At 64.6% G+C, this 21,785-nt stretch carries 19 protein-coding genes; 12 read left to right on the top strand and 7 right to left on the bottom strand.

All coding sequences use genetic code 11. The annotated features are described in order from the left end of the window. Positions 1 to 47 precede the first annotated feature (47 nt). Positions 48 to 2,231 (bottom strand): primosomal protein N', encoded by a 2,184-nt coding sequence (locus tag FFS37_RS22010; protein WP_137933074.1) that lies wholly within the window; start codon positions 2,229 to 2,231, stop codon positions 48 to 50. A 91-nt stretch (positions 2,232 to 2,322) separates the two neighbouring features. On the opposite strand from FFS37_RS22010, the gene fsa reads away from it, so the two are divergent. Next, entirely contained in the window at positions 2,323 to 2,979 is a 657-nt protein-coding gene (gene fsa, locus FFS37_RS22015) for a fructose-6-phosphate aldolase (protein WP_056575113.1), read from the top strand. 95 nt (positions 2,980 to 3,074) lie between these two features. On the opposite strand, the gene FFS37_RS22020 is transcribed toward fsa, so the two are convergent. The 3 genes from FFS37_RS22020 to leuS all read right to left on the bottom strand — a co-directional run bounded on the left by FFS37_RS22020 (position 3,075) and on the right by leuS (position 8,934). Beyond that, positions 3,075 to 5,519: a DNA translocase FtsK gene (locus FFS37_RS22020; protein WP_137933075.1), complete on the bottom strand. Its 2,445-nt coding sequence runs from the start codon at positions 5,517 to 5,519 to the stop codon at positions 3,075 to 3,077. Between the two features lie 225 nt (positions 5,520 to 5,744). Then, positions 5,745 to 6,323: an LPS assembly lipoprotein LptE gene (locus FFS37_RS22025; protein WP_137933076.1), complete on the bottom strand. Its 579-nt coding sequence runs from the start codon at positions 6,321 to 6,323 to the stop codon at positions 5,745 to 5,747. After that, entirely contained in the window at positions 6,310 to 8,934 is a 2,625-nt protein-coding gene (gene leuS / locus FFS37_RS22030; protein WP_137933077.1) for a leucine--tRNA ligase, read from the bottom strand. Before leuS ends, FFS37_RS22025 begins: the two co-directional genes overlap by 14 nt. Before the next feature lie 153 nt (positions 8,935 to 9,087). On the opposite strand from leuS, the gene FFS37_RS22035 reads away from it, so the two are divergent. From FFS37_RS22035 to FFS37_RS22055, 5 genes are all read left to right on the top strand, one after another. After that, positions 9,088 to 9,750: a YggS family pyridoxal phosphate-dependent enzyme gene (locus FFS37_RS22035; RefSeq protein ID WP_137933078.1), complete on the top strand. Its 663-nt coding sequence runs from the start codon at positions 9,088 to 9,090 to the stop codon at positions 9,748 to 9,750. A 74-nt stretch (positions 9,751 to 9,824) separates the two neighbouring features. Continuing rightward, entirely contained in the window at positions 9,825 to 10,079 is a 255-nt protein-coding gene (locus FFS37_RS22040; RefSeq protein ID WP_137933079.1) for a type II toxin-antitoxin system Phd/YefM family antitoxin, read from the top strand. Beyond that, complete coding sequence (locus FFS37_RS22045; RefSeq protein ID WP_137933080.1) at positions 10,079 to 10,480, top strand: type II toxin-antitoxin system VapC family toxin; 402 nt, start codon at positions 10,079 to 10,081, stop codon at positions 10,478 to 10,480. The genes FFS37_RS22040 and FFS37_RS22045 overlap by 1 nt, the downstream gene beginning before the upstream one ends. Before the next feature lie 105 nt (positions 10,481 to 10,585). Next, entirely contained in the window at positions 10,586 to 11,635 is a 1,050-nt protein-coding gene (locus tag FFS37_RS22050) for an aldo/keto reductase (RefSeq protein WP_137933081.1), read from the top strand. Positions 11,636 to 11,830: 195 nt separating this feature from the next. Beyond that, on the top strand, positions 11,831 to 12,091 hold the full coding sequence (locus FFS37_RS22055; protein WP_137933082.1) for a hypothetical protein: 261 nt from the start codon (positions 11,831 to 11,833) through the stop codon (positions 12,089 to 12,091). 34 nt (positions 12,092 to 12,125) lie between these two features. Here FFS37_RS22055 and FFS37_RS22060 read toward each other — a convergent pair whose 3' ends face one another. Then, on the bottom strand, positions 12,126 to 12,851 hold the full coding sequence (locus FFS37_RS22060) for a neutral zinc metallopeptidase (protein WP_137933083.1): 726 nt from the start codon (positions 12,849 to 12,851) through the stop codon (positions 12,126 to 12,128). A 196-nt stretch (positions 12,852 to 13,047) separates the two neighbouring features. Continuing rightward, a complete protein-coding gene (locus tag FFS37_RS22065; protein WP_137933084.1) occupies positions 13,048 to 13,953 on the bottom strand; it encodes a LysR family transcriptional regulator in 906 nt (301 codons plus the stop codon). A gap of 183 nt (positions 13,954 to 14,136) precedes the next feature. Between FFS37_RS22065 and FFS37_RS22070 the strand changes: the two genes are divergently transcribed. Further along, entirely contained in the window at positions 14,137 to 15,318 is a 1,182-nt protein-coding gene (locus FFS37_RS22070; protein WP_137933085.1) for an MFS transporter, read from the top strand. 37 nt (positions 15,319 to 15,355) lie between these two features. Beyond that, positions 15,356 to 16,390: an aldo/keto reductase gene (locus FFS37_RS22075; protein ID WP_137933086.1), complete on the top strand. Its 1,035-nt coding sequence runs from the start codon at positions 15,356 to 15,358 to the stop codon at positions 16,388 to 16,390. A gap of 212 nt (positions 16,391 to 16,602) precedes the next feature. On the opposite strand, the gene FFS37_RS22080 is transcribed toward FFS37_RS22075, so the two are convergent. After that, a complete protein-coding gene (locus tag FFS37_RS22080; RefSeq protein ID WP_137933087.1) occupies positions 16,603 to 16,875 on the bottom strand; it encodes an usg protein in 273 nt (90 codons plus the stop codon). Positions 16,876 to 17,190: 315 nt separating this feature from the next. Between FFS37_RS22080 and acs the strand changes: the two genes are divergently transcribed. The 4 genes from acs (at position 17,191) to FFS37_RS22100 (ending at position 21,761) form a co-directional block, all read left to right on the top strand. Next, positions 17,191 to 19,146: an acetate--CoA ligase gene (acs, locus tag FFS37_RS22085; protein WP_137933088.1), complete on the top strand. Its 1,956-nt coding sequence runs from the start codon at positions 17,191 to 17,193 to the stop codon at positions 19,144 to 19,146. Next, positions 19,146 to 19,895 carry an MOSC domain-containing protein gene (locus tag FFS37_RS22090; RefSeq protein WP_137933089.1) on the top strand — a complete coding sequence of 250 codons (750 nt, stop codon included), beginning with the start codon at positions 19,146 to 19,148 and terminating at the stop codon, positions 19,893 to 19,895. Before acs ends, FFS37_RS22090 begins: the two co-directional genes overlap by 1 nt. 109 nt (positions 19,896 to 20,004) lie before the next feature. Further along, positions 20,005 to 20,823, top strand: coding sequence for a sugar phosphate isomerase/epimerase family protein (locus FFS37_RS22095; RefSeq protein WP_137933090.1), 819 nt, complete (start codon positions 20,005 to 20,007; stop codon positions 20,821 to 20,823). Positions 20,824 to 20,945: 122 nt separating this feature from the next. Next, positions 20,946 to 21,761 carry an endo alpha-1,4 polygalactosaminidase gene (locus FFS37_RS22100; RefSeq protein ID WP_137933091.1) on the top strand — a complete coding sequence of 272 codons (816 nt, stop codon included), beginning with the start codon at positions 20,946 to 20,948 and terminating at the stop codon, positions 21,759 to 21,761. The last annotated feature ends 24 nt before the right edge of the window (positions 21,762 to 21,785 follow it).

Below are 21,785 nucleotides of genomic sequence, written 5' to 3' on the forward strand. Positions count from 1 at the left end.
TCACGCATTCCTCGCCGATTTCGGGCCAGCCTATCCCGGCCATGGCTTCACAAAAAGCTCTGCGGGTCGATGTCGACCTGCACCCTTACCGAACCACGCTGCTTCGGCCCATTGGCCAGCATGGCCCTGATGAAACCCTGGATGTCGGCGCGCCGTTCGCCCTGGATCAGCAGGCGGAAGCGGTGGCGGCCGCCGAGCAGGGACAAGGGCGCCTCGGCCGGCCCGAGCACGAACAGATCCGAGGCTTCGGGTGCCGCCCGTCGCAGGCCACGTGCGTGACCTTCCGCCTCCGCCCGCGTAACCGCGCTGACGATGACGCCGGCCAGCCGGCCGAAGGGCGGCAGCGCGGCGCGCTCACGCTCGCCGATCTCGCGCTCGTAAAACGCCTCGGCGTCGCCGGAGACGATCGCCCGCATCACCGGATGGTCAGGCTGGAAGGTCTGCAGCAGGCCGAGGCTCTTCTTGCCGGTGCGGCCGGCGCGGCCGGTCACCTGGCTGAGCAGCTGGAACGTCCGCTCGGCCGCGCGCGGATCGCCATTGGCGAGGCCGAGGTCGGCATCGACCACGCCGACCAGCGTCATGTTGGGAAAGTTGTGACCCTTGGCGACGAGCTGCGTGCCGATGACGATATCGGCTTCGCCATCGGCGATCGCCTCCAATTCCAGCCGCAGCCGCTTGACGCCGCCCATCAGGTCCGACGACAGCACGATCGTGCGCGCGTCGGGAAAATGCGAGACGACCTCTTCGGCGATGCGCTCCACCCCCGGGCCGCAGGCGACAAGATGATCGAGCGTGCCGCATTCCGGGCAGGCTTCGGGGCGGCGCTCATTGTGTCCGCAATGGTGGCACACCAGCTGGCCGCGAAAGCGATGCTCGACCAGCCAGGCCGAGCACACCGGGCAGCCGAAGCGGTGGCCGCAGACCCGGCACAGCGTCAGCGGCGCATAGCCGCGCCGGTTGAGGAACAGCAGCGACTGTTCCTGCTTCTCGAGCGTGCGGCGCATATGCTCGATCAGGACCGGCGACAGAAAGCCGCCCCGCGCCGGCGGCGCCCGGCGCATGTCGATCGCCTTGAGGTCGGGCAGCGCCGCCTCGGCGAAGCGGGCGGAGAGCACCGCCCTGGCATAGCGGCCCTGCTGGGCGTTGACCCGGCTTTCCACCGATGGCGTCGCCGAGGCCAGCACCACGGGAAAGCCCGCGAGATGGCCACGCACAACGGCCATGTCGCGCGCATTGTAGAAGACGCGGTCTTCCTGCTTGTAGGCGGGGTCGTGCTCCTCGTCGACGACGATCAGCCCGAGTTCCTTGAACGGCAGGAACAGCGCCGAGCGGGCGCCCGCGACGACGCGAACGCCGCCCTCGGCCACTTGCCGCCAGACCTTTTCGCGCATTCTCGGCGGCAGATCGGAGTGCCATTCGGCCGGCTTGGCGCCGAAGCGCCGCTGGAAACGTTCCAGGAAGGCATGCGTCAGCGCGATTTCCGGCAACAGGATCAGCACCTGCTTGCCCCGGTCGAGGGCCGCGGCCACCGCCTCGAAATAGACCTCCGTCTTGCCCGAACCGGTGACGCCGTCGAGCAGCGCCACATTGAAGGCGCCAGCCGCGACATTGGCGCACAGCAGGGAGGCGGCATCGCCCTGGTCCGGCATCAATTCGGGCATGGCATAGCTGGGATCGGGTGCCGCCACCACCGGGCGTGGCGGGATCATCACCGTCTCGAACACGCCTTGCGCCTTCAGCCCCTCGATCACCGTCGAGGAAACGCCGGCGGCATGCGCGAGCCCCGAGCGGGTCCAGGCGAGGCCGCCTTCGGCCGTTTCCAGCACGCGCGAGCGCGCATCCGTCATCCGGTCGGGAACCAGGGACGTCCGCTGCAGCCCCTCGATCCAGGGTTCGGGGTCGAAGGCTTCGGGCGCCCTGAGCAGCATGCGGGCCACCATGCCCGGCGCCGACAGCGTATATTGCGCCACCCAGTCGACGAAACGGCGCATGGCGCGATCGATCGGCGGGCAATCGAAAACCTGTTCGATCGGACGCAGTTTCCTGGCGTCGACCTTCTCGACCACGCCATCCCAGACGATGCCGGCGACCTGGCGCGGCCCGAGCGGCACGCGCACGATCGAGCCCGGCACGACGCGCATGCCGGCCGGCACGGCATAGGTGTAGGGGCGTTCTGCCGGCATCGGCACCAGCACCGGCGCGGCCGCGACAAAGGGCGAATCTTCGATCATGAGGCGTGACCTTGCCCCGACTTTGGTCTAGATCAAAGAGCAACGCTGAACGTGCCTTCCCAAGCACGACGAAATCGTCAGGAGACCCGCCATGAAATTTTTTGTCGACACCGCCGATATCAAGGACATCCGTGAGCTCAACGATCTCGGGCTGCTCGACGGCGTCACCACCAATCCGTCGCTGATCCTGAAATCCGGCGGCAAGATCGCCGATGTGACCAAGCAGATCTGCGACATTGTCGAAGGCCCGGTTTCGGCCGAAGTCGTGGCGACCGAATACAAGAACATGATGGCCGAGGCCGAGGTGCTGGCCAAGATCGCTCCCAATGTCTGCATCAAGGTGCCGCTGACGCTGGACGGCCTGAAGGCCTGCAAGACGATCCGCACCCAGATGAACCGCATGGTCAATGTCACGTTGTGCTTCTCGGCCAACCAGGCGCTGCTGGCCGCCAAGGCGGGCGCTTCCTTCATCTCGCCCTTCGTCGGCCGCATCGACGACACCGGCTCGGACGGCATGGAGCTGATCCAGGAGATCCGGCAGATCTACGACAATTACGATTTCCAGACCGAGATCCTCACCGCTTCGGTGCGCACGGTGAACCACGTCAAGCAGGCGGCGCTGATCGGCGCCGATGTCGTCACCGCGCCGCCGGCGACGTTGAAGGCGCTGGTCAACCATCCGCTGACCGACAAGGGCCTCGCCACCTTCCTCGCCGACTGGGCCAAGACCGGCCAGAAGATCGGCTGAGCCGTCCCGCATTCAACAGAAAAGGCCGGGCAACCGGCCTTTTTTTATTGGCGCTTCGCGAACCGCCGCGAGAGCGCATTCCTGAGGACTGCCGATCAATCCGCGCCCTCGTCGGGCGCCGGTGCCGGCTGGCGCCTGCCCGCCATGATTTCGCGCTTGCCGACATGGTTGGGGGCGCCGACCAGCCCTTCCTTTTCCATGCGCTCGACCAGCGAGGCGGCCCTGTTGTAGCCGATGCCGAGGCGGCGCTGGATGTAGGACGTCGAGCATTTCTTGTCGCGCAGCACCACCTTGACCGCCTCGTCATAGCTGGCATCGCCATCCTCGGCGGCGACCGATCCCTTGTCGAAGACCGCGCCCTGGTCGACTTCTTCCTCTTCTTCATCCTCGTCCGCGGTCACGGTTTCCAGATATTCGGGACGGCCCTGGGCTTTCAGATGCGCCACGACGTGCTCGACCTCGGCGTCCGAGACGAAGGGGCCGTGGACGCGGGCGATGCGGCCACCGCCCATCATGTGCAGCATGTCGCCCTGGCCGAGCAGTTGTTCGGCGCCTTGTTCACCCAGGATGGTGCGGCTGTCGATCTTGGAGGTGACCTGGAAGGAAATGCGGGTCGGGAAGTTGGCCTTGATCGTGCCGGTGATGACATCGACCGACGGGCGCTGCGTTGCCATGATCAGGTGGATGCCGGCGGCACGCGCCATCTGCGCCAGGCGCTGGATGGCGCCTTCGATCTCCTTGCCGGCGACCATCATCAGGTCGGCCATTTCGTCGACGATGACGACGATATAGGGCATCGGCGCGAGGTCGATCTCCTGCTGCTCGAACAGCGGCTCGCCGGTGCCTTTTTCGAAGCCCGCCTGAACGGTCATGACGACCGTCTCGCCCTTCTCACGGGCGGTGGCGGCACGCTCATTGTAGCCGTCGATGTTGCGCACGCCGAGCCGCGCCATCTTGCGGTAACGGTCCTCCATCTCGCGGACCGCCCATTTGAGTGCGGTGACAGCCTTCTTCGGATCGGTGACGACGGGCGTCAGCAGATGCGGGATGCCGTCATAGATGGAGAGTTCGAGCATCTTCGGGTCGACCATGATCAGCCGGCATTCTTCCGGCTTCAGCCGGTAGAGCAGCGACAGGATCATGGTGTTGATGGCGACCGACTTGCCCGAACCCGTGGTGCCGGCGACGAGCAGATGCGGCATCTTGGCAAGCTCGGCGATGACGGGCTCGCCGCCGATCGTCTTGCCGAGGCAAAGCGCCAGCTTGCAGCTGGTCTTGCGGAAACCCTGGGATTCGATCAGTTCGCGGAAATAGACGGTCTCGCGCGTCTCGTTGGGAAGCTCGATGCCGATGACGTTACGGCCGGGCACGACGGCGACGCGCGCCGAGACCGCCGACATGGAGCGGGCGATGTCGTCGGCCAGACCGATGACGCGCGATGACTTGACGCCCGGCGCCGGCTCGAACTCATAAAGCGTGACGACCGGACCGGGGCGGACATGGATGATCTCGCCACGCACGCCGAAGTCTTCCAGCACGCTCTCCAGGAGGTCGGCGTTCTGCTCGAGCCGCTCCTGCGACATGTAGAATCCCTGTCCCTCCGGCGGCTGCTGCAGCAGCTCTTCCGATGGCAGTTCATAGATTTCGCCGGTCACCGGCTGCGCGATCTTGCCGGCCATGGGCAGTGACGGCGCACGCGCGGCGACTGCCGGAACCGCTTCCTCCGGGCGCGGCAGGGCTGGCGCTGCGGGGGCCTTGTCCGTGACAGTGGCAGGCGCCGCCACCGTCCGGGCCTGTCTAGCGGGCTTGCTCGCAGGGGCAGGCGCTTCAACAGCTGCCTTGTTCGAATTGGCCGGGAAGACTTCCGGCGGGACAGGCGAGGCCCGCCCCGGACGACACTCTATGACACGGAACGATGCGGTCACATCGGCCGACGAGGGCGTTGCGAAATCGGTCCGGGCGGCGGAGGGCGGAGCCGCCACGGGTGCTCGCGAGACTGGACGGGCCGGCGACATCACGTCGACCAGGATCGGCGCCAGCCCCTCGAAGAAGGCATGGTCCGAAAGGTAGGGCCGCCGCGATTTTTCCGTCGTGGCGGCATTGGCGGATGGGCCATTGGCGACGACCGGTGCTGCCGGTGCGGCCGGCTGGATGGGCCGCGGCCTCTCGCCGTCGCGCCGCGGCTGGGCAGTGCCGGCCGAAGGCTGTCCCTGATAAGCGGCGGTGACGGGCCTGGCCTGCTCTACCGGAAGCGGCTTGACCGCCTCTTGGCTGGCGGCCTCCTCCTGATGCGGGCGAGGCCTGGGCTCGTAGTCCGGCGTGCGTGTGAACCGCACATTGGGCGCCAGGAAGAAATAATCCTGCCACGCCGGGCTTTCATTGCCGCCGAGATCGACGGGCGGCGGGGAAAAGCCGGGCCTCGATGCGCCGGCGCGCTGCCCCTCTACCCTTTCGCCCGTGCCGCTGAAACGCTGTCCCTCGGAATTATCGGGCGAAGCCATCTTCGAAGAATCGACCCGAGGAAAACGCCTGGATTCCATGCTCAAGACTCACGCTGAAATGTCTGCTGAGCAATAGGGAGCGAGTGGTTAACAGTTGCTTCCCGCCACCGGTCCAGGGGCTGTCGAATTTTTTTTCAAAGTCCTATCGACAAATTGGATTTTTGCCGGGGATCGTCTGGCGAAGCGCCACGCAGGACCAAGCCCTCGGCCATGACCGATCGGCCCCGGCGAGAGCCAGGGTCGAGCCCTTGCGCGGCGGGGAGCTTAGCTGCCGGCCTTGCCGTGGCGGACGAGGTCCTGGGCGATCGAGAGCTGAAGCGCTTCGGCCAGTTCGCGCGCGGCGCGATTCTCGGCATCGATCTGCGCCCGGTATGCCGCGAATTCCTGACGGGGCCGGTCGAAGGACGAGGTGATCGCCCGCTTGCCCGCGGAGATGACGACGCCGGTTTTCATGTCGCTCAGCGTATAGCTGGAGGTCAGCGTCACCGAACCCGCGGTCGGCTCGTCCTCGTCGGTTCCGACCTGCACGAGCGCCGAGGATTCCACGAGCTCGGTCACGGTCAGGTCCAGCGAATAGAGCGGCGATGCCGGTTCGCCGGCGCCGCGCCCGAATCCGAAGATCAGATTGTTGCGCACCTGCTGGGCGTAACGCGTCTTGACCGGCTTGACGGCGATGGACGCCAGTTCGGCATTGGCGCTCGAGCCGTTCGCCAAGGGCGCGTTGGAATAGAGCGGCCGCACGGTGCAGGCCGAAACCAGCGCCAGCGAGCCGATGAGCCCGGCAAGCGCGATACGGCGCAGCAAGCGGCTCCGCTCTGTCTTTTCCCGATCAGGCAACGACATTGACGATCCTCTGCGGCACGATGATCACCTTGCGCGGAGCCTTACCTTCGAGTGCTTTCTGCACGAAGTCGAGAGCCAATACCGCTTTTTCGACCGCACCTTGGTCCGCGTCGCGGGCAATTGTCAAATCCCCTCGCTTCTTGCCGTTGACCTGCACCGGATAGGTCACCTCATTGTCGACGACCAGCGCCGGATCGAACACCGGCCACGGCCGTTCGGCGACCAGTTCGGTGCCGCCTAGCGTCTCCCAGCATTCCTCGGCCAGATGCGGCATGACAGGCGCGATCAGGTGCACCAGGATTTCCACCGCCTCGCGGCAGGCGCCCCGCAGTGCCGGATCGGCCTTGCCTTCCGCCACTTCGTTGAGCGGCGCGGTCAGCGCATTGGCCAACTCGTAGATGCGGGCGATGGCGCGGTTGAAGCCGAGCTTCTCGATATCCTCGCCGACCGCCTTCAGGATCTTGTGCGCGGCCTTGGAGACCGCGCCCGCCTCGCCATCGCTGGCCGCCGCGGGCTTCACGCCGGCCAGCGTTTCGGCGGCGGTCGAGACCAGGCGCCAGATGCGCTGCATGAAACGGTGCGCGCCGGCCGCGCCGTCATCGGTCCACTCGACATCGCGCTCGGGCGGCGAATCCGACAGCATGAACCAGCGCGCCGTGTCGGCGCCGTAGCCGTCGGTGATGTCCTCCGGGCTGACCGTGTTCTTCTTCGACTTCGACATCTTCTCCAGCGGGCCGATCGTGACGGCCTCGCCGGTGGCGATCTCGAAGGCACGGCGTTCGCCGTCGACGCCTTCCAGCCGCACCTCGGTCGGCGCCAGCCAGCGGCCGCTCGATGCGGAGCCGGCGCGATAGGTCTCGTGCACCACCATGCCTTGCGTGAACAGGCCCTTGAACGGCTCGGCCAGGTCGACATGGCCGGTCTCGCGCATGGCGCGGGTGAAGAAGCGCGAATAGAGCAGGTGCAGGATCGCATGCTCGATGCCGCCAATATACTGGTCGACCGGCAGCCACTCATTGGCTGCCTTCGGGTCGGTCGGCTCATGCGCGTGGGGGGCGGTGAAGCGGGCGAAATACCACGACGAATCGACGAACGTATCCATCGTGTCGGTCTCGCGGCGCGCATCCCCACCGCATTGCGGGCATTTCACGTGCCGCCATGTCGGATGGCGGTCGAGCGGATTGCCCGGACGGTCGAAATCGACATCGTCCGGCAGCTTGACCGGCAGGTCGGCCTTCGGCACCGGCACCACGCCGCAATCCTCGCAATGGATCATCGGGATCGGGCAGCCCCAGTAGCGCTGGCGCGAAATGCCCCAGTCGCGCAGGCGGAAATTCACCTTGCGCTCGGCCATCGGCCGGTTGCCGATCGTCTTCTGCTCCAGCAGCTTCGCCACCTCGTCGAAAGCCTGGCTCGGCTTCATGCCGTCGAGGAAGCGCGAATTGATCATCGCACCGTCGTCGCCATAGGCCACGTCGATGATCTGGAAGGTCGCCTGATTCTCACCTTCCGGCATCACCACCGGCACCACCGGCAGGCCGTATTTGTTGGCGAAGTCGAGGTCGCGCTGGTCGTGCGCCGGACAGCCGAAAATGGCGCCGGTCCCGTACTCCATCAGCACGAAATTGGCGACGTAAACCGGCAGCGTCCAGCTGTCGTCGAATGGATGGACGACGCGGATGCCGGTATCGAAACCCTTCTTCTCGGCCGTCTCCAGAGCCGCCACCGAGGTGCCCATGTGGCGGACTTCCTCGATGAACTTGGCCAGCGCCGGATTGTTCTCGGCAGCCTTTCTGGCCAGCGGATGATCAGCGGCGATCGCCATGAACGAAGCGCCGAAGATGGTGTCGGGCCGCGTCGTATAGACTTCCAGCTCATGCTCGCCGGCAACGTCCGAGGCCAACGGCCAGCGCACCAGCAGGCCTTCCGACCGGCCGATCCAGTTCTGCTGCATCAGCTTCACTTTTTCCGGCCACTCGCTCAGGCCATCGAGCGAGTCCAGCAGGTCCTGCGCGTAATCGGTGATCTTGAAGAACCACTGCGTCAGCTCGCGCTGCTCGACCAGCGCGCCCGAGCGCCAGCCGCGCCCGTCGATGACCTGCTCGTTGGCGAGCACGGTCATGTCCTCCGGGTCCCAGTTGACCTTGGAGGATTTGCGCGTCACCAGCCCCTTCTCGACAAAGTCGAGGAACAGCATCTGCTGGCGGTGATAGTAATCGACGTCGCAGGTGGCGAATTCGCGCGCCCAGTCCAGCGACAGGCCCATGACCTTGAGCTGCTCGCGCATGGTGGCGATGTTCTGGTAGGTCCATTCCTTGGGATGGACCTTGTTCTGCATGGCCGCGTTCTCGGCCGGCATGCCGAAAGCGTCCCAGCCCATCGGATGCAGCACGTTGAAGCCCTTGGCCCGCTTGTAGCGCGCCACCACGTCGCCCATCGTATAGTTGCGCGTGTGGCCGATATGGATGCGCCCCGACGGATAGGGGAACATCTCCAGCACGTAGTATTTGGGCTTCGGGTCGTCATTATGCGCTTCGAAAAGCTTCTTGTCCGCCCAGGCCTTCTGCCATTTGGGTTCTGACGCGCGCGGATTGTATCGTTCGGTTGCCATGGGACGTTTTTCACTTAAAAGCAGACGGACTGCGGGCAAGGGCCCGGCAGTTCATTGGATATGGTCCGGGTGTTCACCATGGTTTGGCAAACCCGTCAACCATATGGGCATCGCGGCGGCCAAAAACGCGGGTCAAAACAGCGGGATTTGCATATGAGTGACACGGTTCAGCAGTTTTTCGCGGTCAGGGCGAAGATCGCCGCCGCCGGCCGGGAGGCGGGCCGTGAAGCCGGCGTGGTGACGCTGGTGGCCGTTTCCAAGACCTTCGAAGCCGCCGACATCCAGCCCGTGATCGAGGCCGGGCAACGCGTCTTCGGCGAGAACCGCGTGCAGGAAGCGCAGGGCAAATGGCCTGCCCTGAAACAAGCTTTCCCGGATATCGAACTGCACCTGATCGGCCCGCTGCAATCGAACAAGGCGAAAGAGGCGGTCGCCCTGTTCGACGTCATCGAGACGGTCGACCGCGAGAAGATCGCCGCGGAGCTCGCCAGGGAGATGGCCCGGCAGGGCCGCACACTGAAACTCTATGTCCAGGTCAACACCGGCTCAGAACCGCAGAAGGCCGGCATCGAGCCGCGCGAGGCGGTTGCCTTCGTCGGGCGCTGCCGGGACGTGCACGGCCTCGCCATCGAAGGGCTGATGTGCATCCCGCCGGCCGACGAAAACCCCGGACCGCATTTCGCCCTGCTGGAAAAGCTCGCGCGGGAGGCAGGGGTCGAGAAGCTGTCGATGGGCATGTCGGGCGACTACGAGACCGCGATCGCCTTCGGCGCCACCAGCGTGCGTGTCGGTTCGGCGATCTTCGGCAGCCGCTGATCCCGTCTCGGGCATCCTCATTGAGATTTGCAGGCACTTGGCTTATATCTAGCCAAGCTAGCTAGGATCATCTCATGAACTGGCATTTGCAGGACGCAAAGAACAACTTTTCCAAAGTGGTCCAGCGAGCGCGAACCGAGGGACCGCAAACGGTGACGTTGCGCGGCGAGCGTGCCGCGGTCGTGCTCTCCGCCGAAGACTATGACCGTCTGGCTGGAAAGAAAAAATCGCTCGCCGAGTATCTTTTGACCGGCCCTGGCTGGGACGACAAATTTGCCGAAGAGGTAACCCGTCGCCCGGATACGATGACCCGGGACGTCGAACTCTGATGTACCTGCTCGACACGAACGTCGTTTCGGACGTTCAGAGGCGGTTGCCGAAGCCGACCGCCTGGCTGGCCTCCGTCGATCCAGCCTCCGTCAGCCTCAGCGTCATCACGCTCGGCGAGATCGAGCGGGGAATTGCCAAGCAACGTAGGATAGAACTCGAACGGGCTGCGTGGCTCGATGTCTGGCTAAGGGAATTGCGACGAGACAACGCCGATCGCATTCTTGCGGTTACCGAAGACGTTGCGCTCGTCTGGGGTCGCATTACTGCCGGTCCGACACGCAGCAGCGCCGATTCGCTTATTGCCGCTACAGCGTTGGTCCACGATCTTGTCCTTGTCACGCGCAACGTTGCGGACTTCGAAGATTTTGGCCTGACCGTCCTCAACCCCTGGGGAAGCTGACAGCTTGCCGGAGATTTGGGCTCACTTGCCAACCGTCGGCACTTGAAACGAAACGCTCCGTTCCTATTTGCTTTGCGTCATCAGATTTATCCTGGAGCCTTCACCATGCGTTACAACCAGCTTGGAAATACCGGGCTATTCGTCTCCGAACTCTGCCTCGGCACCATGACCTTCGGCGCCGCCGGCCAGAACGCCCAATGGGGCCTCATCGCCAGCCTCGACCAGAAAGGCGTCAACGAGATCGTCGGCCGCTCGATCGCCGCCGGGGTCAATTTCTTCGATACCGCGGACGTCTACTCCTTTGGGGAGTCCGAAAAACTGCTCGGCCAGTCGCTGAGGGATCTGGGCGTTGCCAGGTCCAATGTCGTCATCGCCACCAAGGTCCATGGCGCGATGGGCGAAGGCCCGAACCAGCGCGGCTCGTCGCGCGGCCATATCATGGATTCGGTCGATGCGAGCCTGGAGCGCCTGCAGCTCGACCATATCGACCTCTACCAGCTGCACGGCACCGACATGGTGACGCCGATCGACGAGACGATGCGGGCGCTGGACGATCTCGTCGCCAGCGGCAAGGTGCGCTATGTCGGGGTCTCCAACTGGGCCGCATGGCGCATCGCCAAGGCGCTCGGCATCGCCGACCGCAAGGGCTTTGCCCGTTTCGAAACCGTCCAATCCTACTATTCGATCGCCGGCCGCGATCTCGAACGCGAGATCGTGCCGCTGCTCAACGAGGAGAAGTTGGGGCTCATGGTCTGGTCGCCGCTGGCGGGCGGCCTGCTGTCGGGCAAATACGGCCCCGGCGCGCCCGGCAATGGCGAAGGCCGCCGTGCCTCCTTCAACTTCCCGCCGGTCAACGAGGATCGCGCCTGGGCGGCCGTCGCGGTGATGCGCGAGATCGCAGGGAAGCATGACGTCAGCGTCGCCACGGTGGCGCTCGGCTACGTCCTGGCCAAGCCTTTCGTGATGAGCGTCATCATCGGCGCCAGCCGCATGGACCAGCTCGAACAGAACCTGGCTGCGACCGGCGTGAAACTCGACGCCGACGATCTGGCCAAGCTCGACGAGGTCAGCGCGCTGCCCGCCGAATATCCCGGCTGGATGCTCGAGCGCCAGGCGGCCGGCCGGCGGCCGGCGCCGTTCGTGCCGAAGGGCTGAACGGCTCCAGGCGATTTTCCTGACAGCCGCGTGCCTTCCGGCGCGCGGCTTTTTCGCGCGCTCTCAAGCCGCACGGCCGCCTTGTAACGGGCGCGGTTTCGCGACTACCATCGTGACGCTGCAACAGCATGCGCGATGTCAGGGGCGACGATGGCGCCATCCGCCGAGGAATTTCGAAGCAGGATCATGACGATCATGGCTGACCGCCAGGCCGCGGCTTCAGCCAGCCCTTACGATTGGAAAGTCTGCGTTGGCGCCGTCAGTGCCGCCCAGGGCGAATTTGAAAAGATCGCCGTCGCCGGTACGGCGCACGAATACGCGACCGCCGTGATTGCCTGCCTGGAGCGGCTGCGAGACACCTATTACGATCCGGACGGAGAATATACGTCAGGGCGATCGGATATCGGCACCGTCGTTGAAAAGATCAGGGAGGCCTTGAAGTCTGTCAGCCAATGATGGTGGCACTCACCGGCGACGAGCCGGCTCAGCCTCAAAGCGGATTGGCTGATGTATCGCAATCCGCGATCGCTTTTCCGGCAAGGCCCCGATCGTACCAGCGGATCCTCTGGTCCGAGGTCCCGTACCTTTTTCCCGCCGGATTTTCGGAAGTATTGGCGGCCTGATCGTCTCCCAGCGATCGCAGCAGGTTCCTCGCTTGCGCCAGATCGCTCTCGTCGAGCAGGTGCCGGTCCCGGACATAGCCGCTCCACAGCCCGGCAAGACAATCGGCCTGGAGTTCGATCTGTTCCGATCGGATGATGGCGGCCTGCTGGTCGCCGTCAGCGACAGGCTGATGCGGAACGCCAGAGATGGCCTGCACGTGATGCGCGACCTCCCGGGCGACAATCAACGCCTTGGCGAAGTCTCCGGTCAAGCCGATCTCTCGAAGTTCGGGAAACGCCGGATCGAGATAAATCCTGTGGTCTGCCGCGCAATATGCCGTCCCTGAAACGGAACCGCAGGCGGTGGCGATCAAGCCGGTGAACAGCACCAGCTTCGGCTCTTCATAAGTCGATCCGCCAGCCTTGAAGGTGGCGTTCCAGAAGTCCTCCGTTTCCGCCAGAACCACCGAGAGGAACTGCTTCACGTCGTCAGTGCCGGCGTTTGCGGAAGCCATGGGCGCTGGCGAAACCTCGGCAGCCTTCGAGATCGCCGGGGCATCTAGCCATGTCGCGATGGCCAGCAGGGATGCCATGACCAGGGACAAGCGGATCAATTCACGCCTCCTGACTTGCCAACGCTCCCAGTGCCCAGGCGCGAGCCGCGCCCGCGACCACCGGACGGAATTCCATATCCTGCCCCTGTCGGCTTGTCGAACAGACCTTCGGCCAGGCGGCGCGTTAGCCGCCGGTCAGGGCTCGTGGGTCTGGTCTGTCGCCTCTGGAACGTGACTTTTCGAGAATCCGGCTTCCTCAAAGCCGCACGGTCTCGGCCAGGAAATCGAGAAAGGCACGCACCCGGGCCGGCAGATGCTTGCCCTGGCCGACATAGACGGCATGTGTCGGTTCGAGATCGCCGGGATTGAACGCTTCCAGCAACGGCACCAGTCGGCCGGCGGCAATGTCAGCCTCGACATGCCAATGCGCCAGCCTGGCAAGGCCGGCTCCCGCAATCGCTGTCCGCCGCATCGCCTCGCCGTCGGTCAGCGTCAGGTTGCCGACAATGGGGACGATGATCTGCGCGCCGGCCGCGTCGACGAAAGGCCAGCCGTCTATATGCCGCGCGAAGCCGAAAGCCAGCATGTTGTGGCCTGCAAGCTCGGCCAGCGTGCGCGGCGTGCCCCGCGCCGCGAGATAGGAGGGCGCACCGATCACCACCATCCGGCTTTCGCCAAGCTTGCGCGCCACCAGTCGTGATTCGCGCAGCGGCCCGGCGCGTATGGCGACGTCGGCGCGCTCCTCCAGGAGGTCGATCACATTGTCGGTCAGGACGGCCTCGATGGAGATTTCGGGGTAGCGCTCCAGGAACCGCGGCAGCAGCGGCATCAGCCGGTGCTGGCCGAACGGCACATAGCTGTTGACCCTCAGCCTGCCTCTGGGTGCTGCCCCTGCCGCCGCCTCGCGCTCCGCCGCGTCGAGGTCGGCAAGGATGCGCACGCCGCTGTCATGGAAAGCCGCGCCCTCCGGCGTCAGTTGCAGCTTGCGCGTCGAGCGGTTGAGCAGCCTTGCGCCAAGCCGCATCTCCAGCCGGGCGATCAGCTTGCTGACCGCCGATGGCGTCATCCTGAGCCGCCGCGCCGCGGCCGAGAAACTGCCCGCCTCGACAACGCGCAGGAACACTTCGATTTCGCCGGAGCGGTTGATCTCGGGTCGCGCCATTCGTGAATCTATTTCACAGAAAATGTGCCCAACGCAAGTCTGGTTCACAGGTCCGGAGATGACGATCTTCCGGCCTGTGCATGATCCCGAAAACTGGGAACCGGTTTTCGGAAGAGATCATGCTCCAACAAAGCCCGGGGCGCGGGACTGGAGCGTCCATTCACCAACAATCGGACCACCGCCATGCCTCTCGCTCTCTATGCTCTTGCCGCCGGCGCATTCGGCATCGGCGTCACCGAATTCGTCATCATGGGTCTTCTCATCGATGTCAGCAAAGATCTCGGCGTATCGATCTCGGCTGCCGGCCAGCTCATTTCGGGCTATGCGTTGGGCGTCGTCATCGGCGCGCCGCTGCTGACCATCGCCACCGGCAACTGGCCGCGCAAGACCGTGCTTCTGGCGCTGATGGCCATCTTCACGCTTGGCAATCTCGCCTGTGCGATCGCGCCTGATTACTGGACGCTGATGGGCGCCCGCGTCATCACCGCCTTCGCCCACGGCACTTTCTTTGGTGTCGGCTCGGTGGTCGCCACCGGCCTGGTCGCACCCAACAAGAAGGCCTCGGCGATCGCGCTGATGTTCACCGGGTTGACCATCGCCAACATCCTCGGCGTGCCCTTCGGCACCTGGCTCGGCCAGGCCTTCGGCTGGCGTGCCACCTTCTGGGCCGTAACGCTGGTCGGCCTGGCGGCCTTCGCGGTGATCCTGGCTCTGGTGCCGCGCAGCAGGGAAGCGCCGGAGAAGAGCGACCTGCGTGCCGATCTTGCCGTGCTTCGCCGCACGCCGGTGCTGCTTGGCCTTGCCACCACCGTGCTCGGCTATGCCGGCGTTTTCGCCGTCTTCACCTACATCGCCCCGCTGCTGACCGAGATCACCGGCTTCAAGGAAGCCGCCGTGTCGCCGATCCTGCTCGTCTTCGGCGGCGGCCTCATCGCCGGAAATCTGCTCGGCGGCAAGGTCGCCGATCGCTGGCTGGTACCGGCGGTGCTGGGCAGCCTCGTGGTGCTGGCCGTGGTGCTGGCGACCATGAGCTTCGCCATCCACAGCCAGGTCATGGCGGTGATCTATGTCGGCCTCCTCGGTGCCGCCGCCTTCGCCACCGTGGCGCCGCTGCAGATGTGGGTGCTGGAGAAGGCGCAAGGGGCGGGTCAGAGCCTCGCCTCCTCCTTCAACATCGCCGCCTTCAACCTCGGCAATGCCGCCGGTGCCTGGCTTGGCGGCGCGGTGATTGCCCATGGCCTTGGGCTGGGCTCGCTGACCTGGATCGCCGCCCTGTTGCCGGTCGCGGCACTCGGCATCGCTGCCCTCGGGCTGCGTCTTGATCGCACACCGGCGCTCGCCGCGCTGGCCTGCGTCCGTTCATAAACCCCGCATATCAGCCTTCGACATCAAGGAGCATGAAATGGACTATCGACGTTTGGGCGCATCGGGCCTGAAAGTGCCCGCACTCTCCTTCGGCGCCGGAACCTTCGGCGGTTCCGGGCCGCTGTTCGGCGCCTGGGGCAACAGCGACGCCAGGGAAGCGCGCCGGCTGGTCGACATCTGCCTGGAGGCGGGCGTCAACCTCTTCGACACGGCGGACGTCTATTCGAACGGTGCGTCGGAAGAAGTGCTTGGCGACGCCATCAAGGGACGCCGCGACGCCGTGCTGATCTCGACCAAGACGTCACTGCCGATGGGCGACGGGCCGGCTGACTACGGCTCGTCGCGCTCACGCCTGATCAAGTCCGTCGACGCCGCCTTGAAGCGCCTCGGCACCGACTACATCGACCTGTTGCAGCTGCACGCCTTCGATGCCGGCACGCCGGTCGAGGAGGTGCTGTCGACGCTCGACGATCTCGTGCGCGCCGGCAAGCTGCGCTATGTCGGCGTCTCCAATTTCTCCGGCTGGCAGGTTATGAAGTCGCTGGCCGAAGCCGACAAGCACGGCTATCCCCGCTACGCCGCGCACCAGGTCTATTATTCTCTTCTCGGCCGCGACTATGAATGGGAGTTGATGCCGCTCGGCCTCGACCAGGGCGTCGGCGCCCTTGTGTGGAGCCCGCTCGGCTGGGGCCGCCTGACCGGCAAGATCCGCCGCGGCCAGCCTCTGCCGGAAAAGAGCCGGCTGCACGAAACGGCAAGCTTCGGACCACCGGTCGAGGACGAGCATCTCTATCGGGTGATGGATGCACTCGATGCGGTGGCAAAGGAAACCGGCAGGACCGTGCCGCAGATCGCCATCAACTGGCTGTTGCGGCGCCCGACCGTTTCCTCCGTCATCATCGGCGCCCGCAACGAGGAGCAACTGCGCCAGAACCTCGGCGCGATCGGTTGGTCGCTGACGCCGGAGCAGATGAAAAAGCTGGATGCGGCAAGCGAGGTGACGGCGCCCTACCCGTATTTTCCTTATCGCCGCCAGGAAGGGTTCGCTCGGCTCAATCCGCCGGCGGTTTGAGGGGGGGCGTTGAAGCTGCCAATCTCCCCCCTTGGGGGGGAGATGTCCGGCAGGACAGAGAGGGGTGTGAAGGAACGCAACGTCGACTAGAACTTCTAGCCACGAACGGTTTCGTGGACAGTAAAATCGCCGAGACGCTGGCGGAACAGCACCCCTCTCTGCCCTGCCGGGCATCTCCCCCGCAAGGGGGGAGATCAGCTCTCCCACCACCCCTAATGCACCAAAAACTCCCCATCCACCTTGCGCCACTCATTCGGCGCGATCAGCTTCTGGTGGGTGTAGCAGACCGAATGCAGCGGCCCGTCGAGCTTGGCCTTCCAGAACTCGATGAACTTGATCAGCACCGGAAATCGCGGAGCGATGTCATAGTCCTGCCAGATGAAGCTCTGCAGCAGGTGCGGGTGGTCGGGGAAGTGATAAAGAATCTTGGCCGTGGTCAAGCCATAGCCCTTGAGCATCAGGTCCATTTCTGTGTGGTCGCGCATGGCAGTCCCCTTGGGGTCGTCCTGGTTGATTCTCCTTTCCTCCCAACGCAGGATTGTGCGCGCGGTTACTTAACTGTCTATTGATTTTTGTTGATTCAAAACTGCTTTTCCCTCGCTAAAACATGCATTTAGCAGCGATGCCGAGGGAGTGCTGACAGCCCCTGGCAAAGACGCTGCGGCATCCCGCCGCGCGAATCCAACGTCTAATGTTGCCGTCGTCGCGGAACTGTTAATAATGCGCCCGAATTCGCGGCCGCTTCGCCGCGATCCCGCCGGCGTTCAAGCCGGTTGATTGGTTCGGGAGGAAAGTCAGGAATGTCCGAGGTTCATGTCCACCGCGTCCAACCGGCGTGGAAGAAAAACGCGCTGATCGACAATGACACCTATCTGAAATGGTATGCCGACAGCATCAAGTCGCCGGACAAGTTCTGGGGTAAACACGGCAAGCGCATCGACTGGTTCAAGCCGTTCACCAAGGTCAAGAACACCTCCTTCGACGGCAAGGTCTCGATCAAATGGTTCGAGGACGGCCTGACCAACGTTTCCTACAACTGCATCGACCGCCACCTGAAGAAGCGCGGCAACCAGACCGCCATCATCTGGGAAGGCGACAATCCCTACGACGACAAGAAGGTCACCTATAACGAGCTTTACGAGCATGTCTGCCGGCTCGCCAATGTGATGAAGAAGCACGGCGTCAAGAAGGGCGACCGCGTCACCATCTACATGCCGATGATCCCCGAGGCGGCCTACGCAATGCTGGCCTGCACGCGTATCGGCGCCATCCATTCGATCGTCTTCGGCGGCTTCTCGCCCGACGCGCTGGCCGGCCGCATCGTGGACTGCGAATCGACCTTCGTCATCACCGCCGACGAGGGGCTGCGCGGCGGCAAGCCGATTCCGCTCAAGGAAAACACCGACAAGGCGATAGACATCGCCGCCAAGCATCACGTGATGGTCAAGAACGTCATTGTCGTGCGCCGCACCGGCGGCAAGATCGGCTGGGCTCCCGGCCGCGACGTCTGGTATCACGACGAGGTCGCGACGGTGAAGGCCGAGTGCAAGCCGGAGAAGATGAAGGCGGAAGACCCGCTGTTCATCCTCTACACGTCGGGCTCGACCGGCAAGCCGAAAGGCGTGCTGCACACCACGGCCGGCTACCTCGTCTATGCCTCGATGACGCACCAATATGTCTTCGACTATCATGACGGCGACATCTACTGGTGCACCGCCGATGTCGGCTGGGTCACCGGCCACAGCTACATCGTCTATGGCCCGCTCGCCAACGGCGCCACCACGCTGATGTTCGAGGGCGTGCCGAACTATCCCTCGCAGTCGCGTTTCTGGGAGGTCATCGACAAGCACAAGGTCAATATCTTCTACACCGCGCCGACCGCTTTGCGCGCCCTGATGGGCGCCGGCAACGACCCGGTGAAGAAGACATCGCGCAAATCGCTGCGCGTGCTGGGCTCGGTCGGCGAGCCGATCAATCCGGAAGCCTGGGAATGGTATTTCAACGTCGTCGGCAACGGCAAGGTGCCGATCGTCGACACCTGGTGGCAGACCGAGACCGGCGGCATCCTCATCACGCCGCTGCCGGGCGCCACCGACCTCAAGGCGGGCTCGGCGACGCGGCCCTTCTTCGGCGTCAAGCCGCAGTTGGTCGACGGCGAGGGCAAGGTGCTGGAGGGCGCCGCCGACGGCAATCTGTGCATCACCGATTCCTGGCCCGGCCAGATGCGCACGGTCTACGGCGATCACGACCGCTTCGTGCAGACCTATTTCTCGACCTACAAGGGCAAGTACTTCACCGGTGACGGCTGCCGCCGCGACGCCGACGGCTACTACTGGATCACCGGCCGCGTCGACGACGTCATCAATGTCTCCGGCCACCGCATGGGCACGGCGGAAGTCGAATCGGCGCTGGTCAGCCACGAGAAGGTCTCGGAAGCCGCCGTCGTCGGCTACCCCCACGACATCAAGGGCCAGGGCATCTACAGCTATGTCACGCTGATGAAGGGCGTGGAGCCGACCGAGGACCTGCGCAAGGAGCTCATCGCGCACGTCCGCAAGGAGATCGGCGCCATCGCCTCGCCCGACAAGATCCAGTTCGCGCCGGGGCTACCCAAGACCCGGTCGGGCAAGATCATGCGCCGCATCCTGCGCAAGATCGCCGAGGATGATTTCGGTGCGCTCGGCGACACCTCGACGCTGGCCGATCCCGCCGTCGTCGACGACCTCGTCGCCAACCGGCAGAACAAGAAGGGCTGATGACCGGCGAGGCCGCACTTGGCACCGTCAGCCAGCTCTGGCGCTACCCGGCGAGTTCGCTCGCCGGCGAGCGCCAGGACGCGATGTCGGTCGCTCAGGCCGGGATCGAGGGCGACCGCATGTTCGGCCTCGTCGATGCCTCGGACAACGAGATTGCGCGGCCCGACCGCGAGGCGAAGTGGCACAAGGTGCCGCGCATCCGAACCCGGCTCACCAATGACCGTGGCCTGGAGATCGCCGTCCCCGGCGGCGGCTGGCTGAGCGCACCCAGCGCCGAATGCGATCGCGCCGTGTCCGCCTATCTCGGCTTTCCGGCCTCGCTCCGGCCGTTCGGCCGGGAAAATGCGCCGGCGGCCTATGCCGGTCCGATGACGCAAGCGCGCTACAACAAGGCGCCGATCCACCTCCTGACCACGGCATCGCTGACGCGGCTGAAGGCATTGCATCCCGACGGCGCCGCCGATCCGCGCCGCTTCCGCCCCAACATCGTCGTCGACATGGCTGATGTCGAAGGCTCGTTTCCCGAAACCGAATGGATCGGCCGCAAGCTCGCCATAGGCGACCTGCACCTGACCATCTCCGAGCCGTGCCGGCGCTGCGGCTTCACCATCATCGCGCAGGACGGTTTCGACCACGACCCCGGCATCCTGCGCAACCTGGTCCGCCACAACGCGCACAATCTCGGCGTCTACTGCACGGTCGACCAGCCGGCGCGCGTCGAGATCGGCGCGGCGATGCGGTTCGTCTGACGGCATTCCCCGCCCTGTAATACGCGTGACAGAAAACCGCGTCATACAGCCCCTCGGCGCGATCCGTCCTGCTGCCCGACACCTTGAAATCCCATCGATCGGAGTGCTGATGACTTCCCTGCCCGTTCTTGGCGCCGCCATGACCCTCAACGATCTCGAAATCCATCGTGACTGGCTTTTCGAAAAACAGCGCGACCTGGAACTGCAGAGCTTTGCGGAGGCTGACGTCCTCAACGGTGATTGGGCGCCGCTTGCCGCCCGCGCCAACAAGCTTCTCGACGGACATGAAGGCCGGCTCGGCATTCACGGGCCTTTCTGGGGCTTCACCATTGCCTCGCAGGATCCCGACATCCGCGCTGTCGTCAGCAAGCGTCTGGTCCAGGGCATCGAGGTCTGCGCCGCCATCGGCGCGACGCATATGGTCGTCCACAGCCCCTACACGACCTGGTCCTACAACAACCTCGACAACAATCCCGGTGAGCGGGAGAAGATCATCGAATACTGCCATCTGACATTGCGCGATGCCGTCGGGCAGGCCGAGAACATCGGCTGCACCATGGTTCTGGAAAACATCGAGGACAAGGACCCGCACATCCGCGTGGCGCTGGCCGACAGCTTCAACTCCCCTGCCGTCGCCGTCTCGATCGACACTGGCCATGCCTATTATGCGCATGGCTCGACCGGTGCTCCGCCGGTCGATTACTACGTGCATGCCGCCGGCAACCGGCTGCGCCACGTCCACCTCCAGGATGCCGACGGCTATGCCGACCGGCATTGGAGCCTCGGCGAAGGGACCATCCAGTGGCGCTCGGTCTTCGCAGCGCTGGCGAAGCTCGACAGCAATCCGCGCCTGATCATCGAGATCAAGGACAAGTCGAAAATACCGGCCTCGGCCGCCTACATCGCCTCGCTCGGCCTGGCTGAGTAGCGGGCGGACAACTCGCTCGCCATAGCCGCGCCTTCGCTTCGCCGCCCCTCGTCAGTGTCAATCGGGCCACCAGATTGCCACATCAATCGGATGAGTGAGGTCGATCAGAAGGAGGCGAAGCCATGCGTCGATTGAATCTTGCCCTGGCGCTGGCGATCTTCTGGCCCGCGCCCCTGGCTGTCGCAGGCGAAACTGCCGCCGACCCCGGCAAGCAGGCATCGCCCAACGGGCTTCCGGCCAACGCAGTCGCGGACTATCAGCTTGGCGGCGCCTACGAACCGCCGGCAGGGGTAAACGTCGTTGTACGCGACAGCAGCGCCGCGCCGGCTTCGGGGCTCTACAGCATCTGCTATGTGAACGGCTTCCAGACTCAGCCGGCGACGCAATGGCCTGCGGATCTGCTTGTTGCGGATCGAGCGGGACAGCCTCTCGCCGACCCCGATTGGCCGGACGAATACCTGCTGAACATATCCTCGCAAAAGCTTCGGCAGCGAATCCTGGGGCGTCTCACTGAAACCATCTCCAGATGTGCGCGGGCCGGCTTCAACGCCGCCGAGTTCGACAATCTCGATTCGTACACGAGATCGAAAGGTGCCTTGAAGAAAGCGGACGCGCTGGCCCTCGCCCTGTTGCTGGTGCGCACGGCGCACGAAAGCGGGCTCGCTGCTGGACAAAAGAACACGCCGCAGCTGACTGAAAAAGATCGGCAGGGGATCGGCTTCGACTTCGCGATCGCCGAGGAGTGTCACCGATACGACGAGTGCAAGGCCTACACCCGTTTCTATGGCAACAAGGTCATCGACATCGAGTACACCGACAATCTCCGGGGCTCGTTCTCGGATGTGTGTGCGGATCCTACGATCCCGCGCAACACGATATTGCGCGACCGCAAACTCTCGCCGGCGACGCACCGGCAATATCATTTCGAGCATTGTTGATGCTCCGGCAGCGCGCACATCTTT

The sequence above is a fragment of the Mesorhizobium comanense genome (genome assembly GCF_005503535.1).
Taxonomy (GTDB): domain Bacteria; phylum Pseudomonadota; class Alphaproteobacteria; order Rhizobiales; family Rhizobiaceae; genus Mesorhizobium; species Mesorhizobium comanense.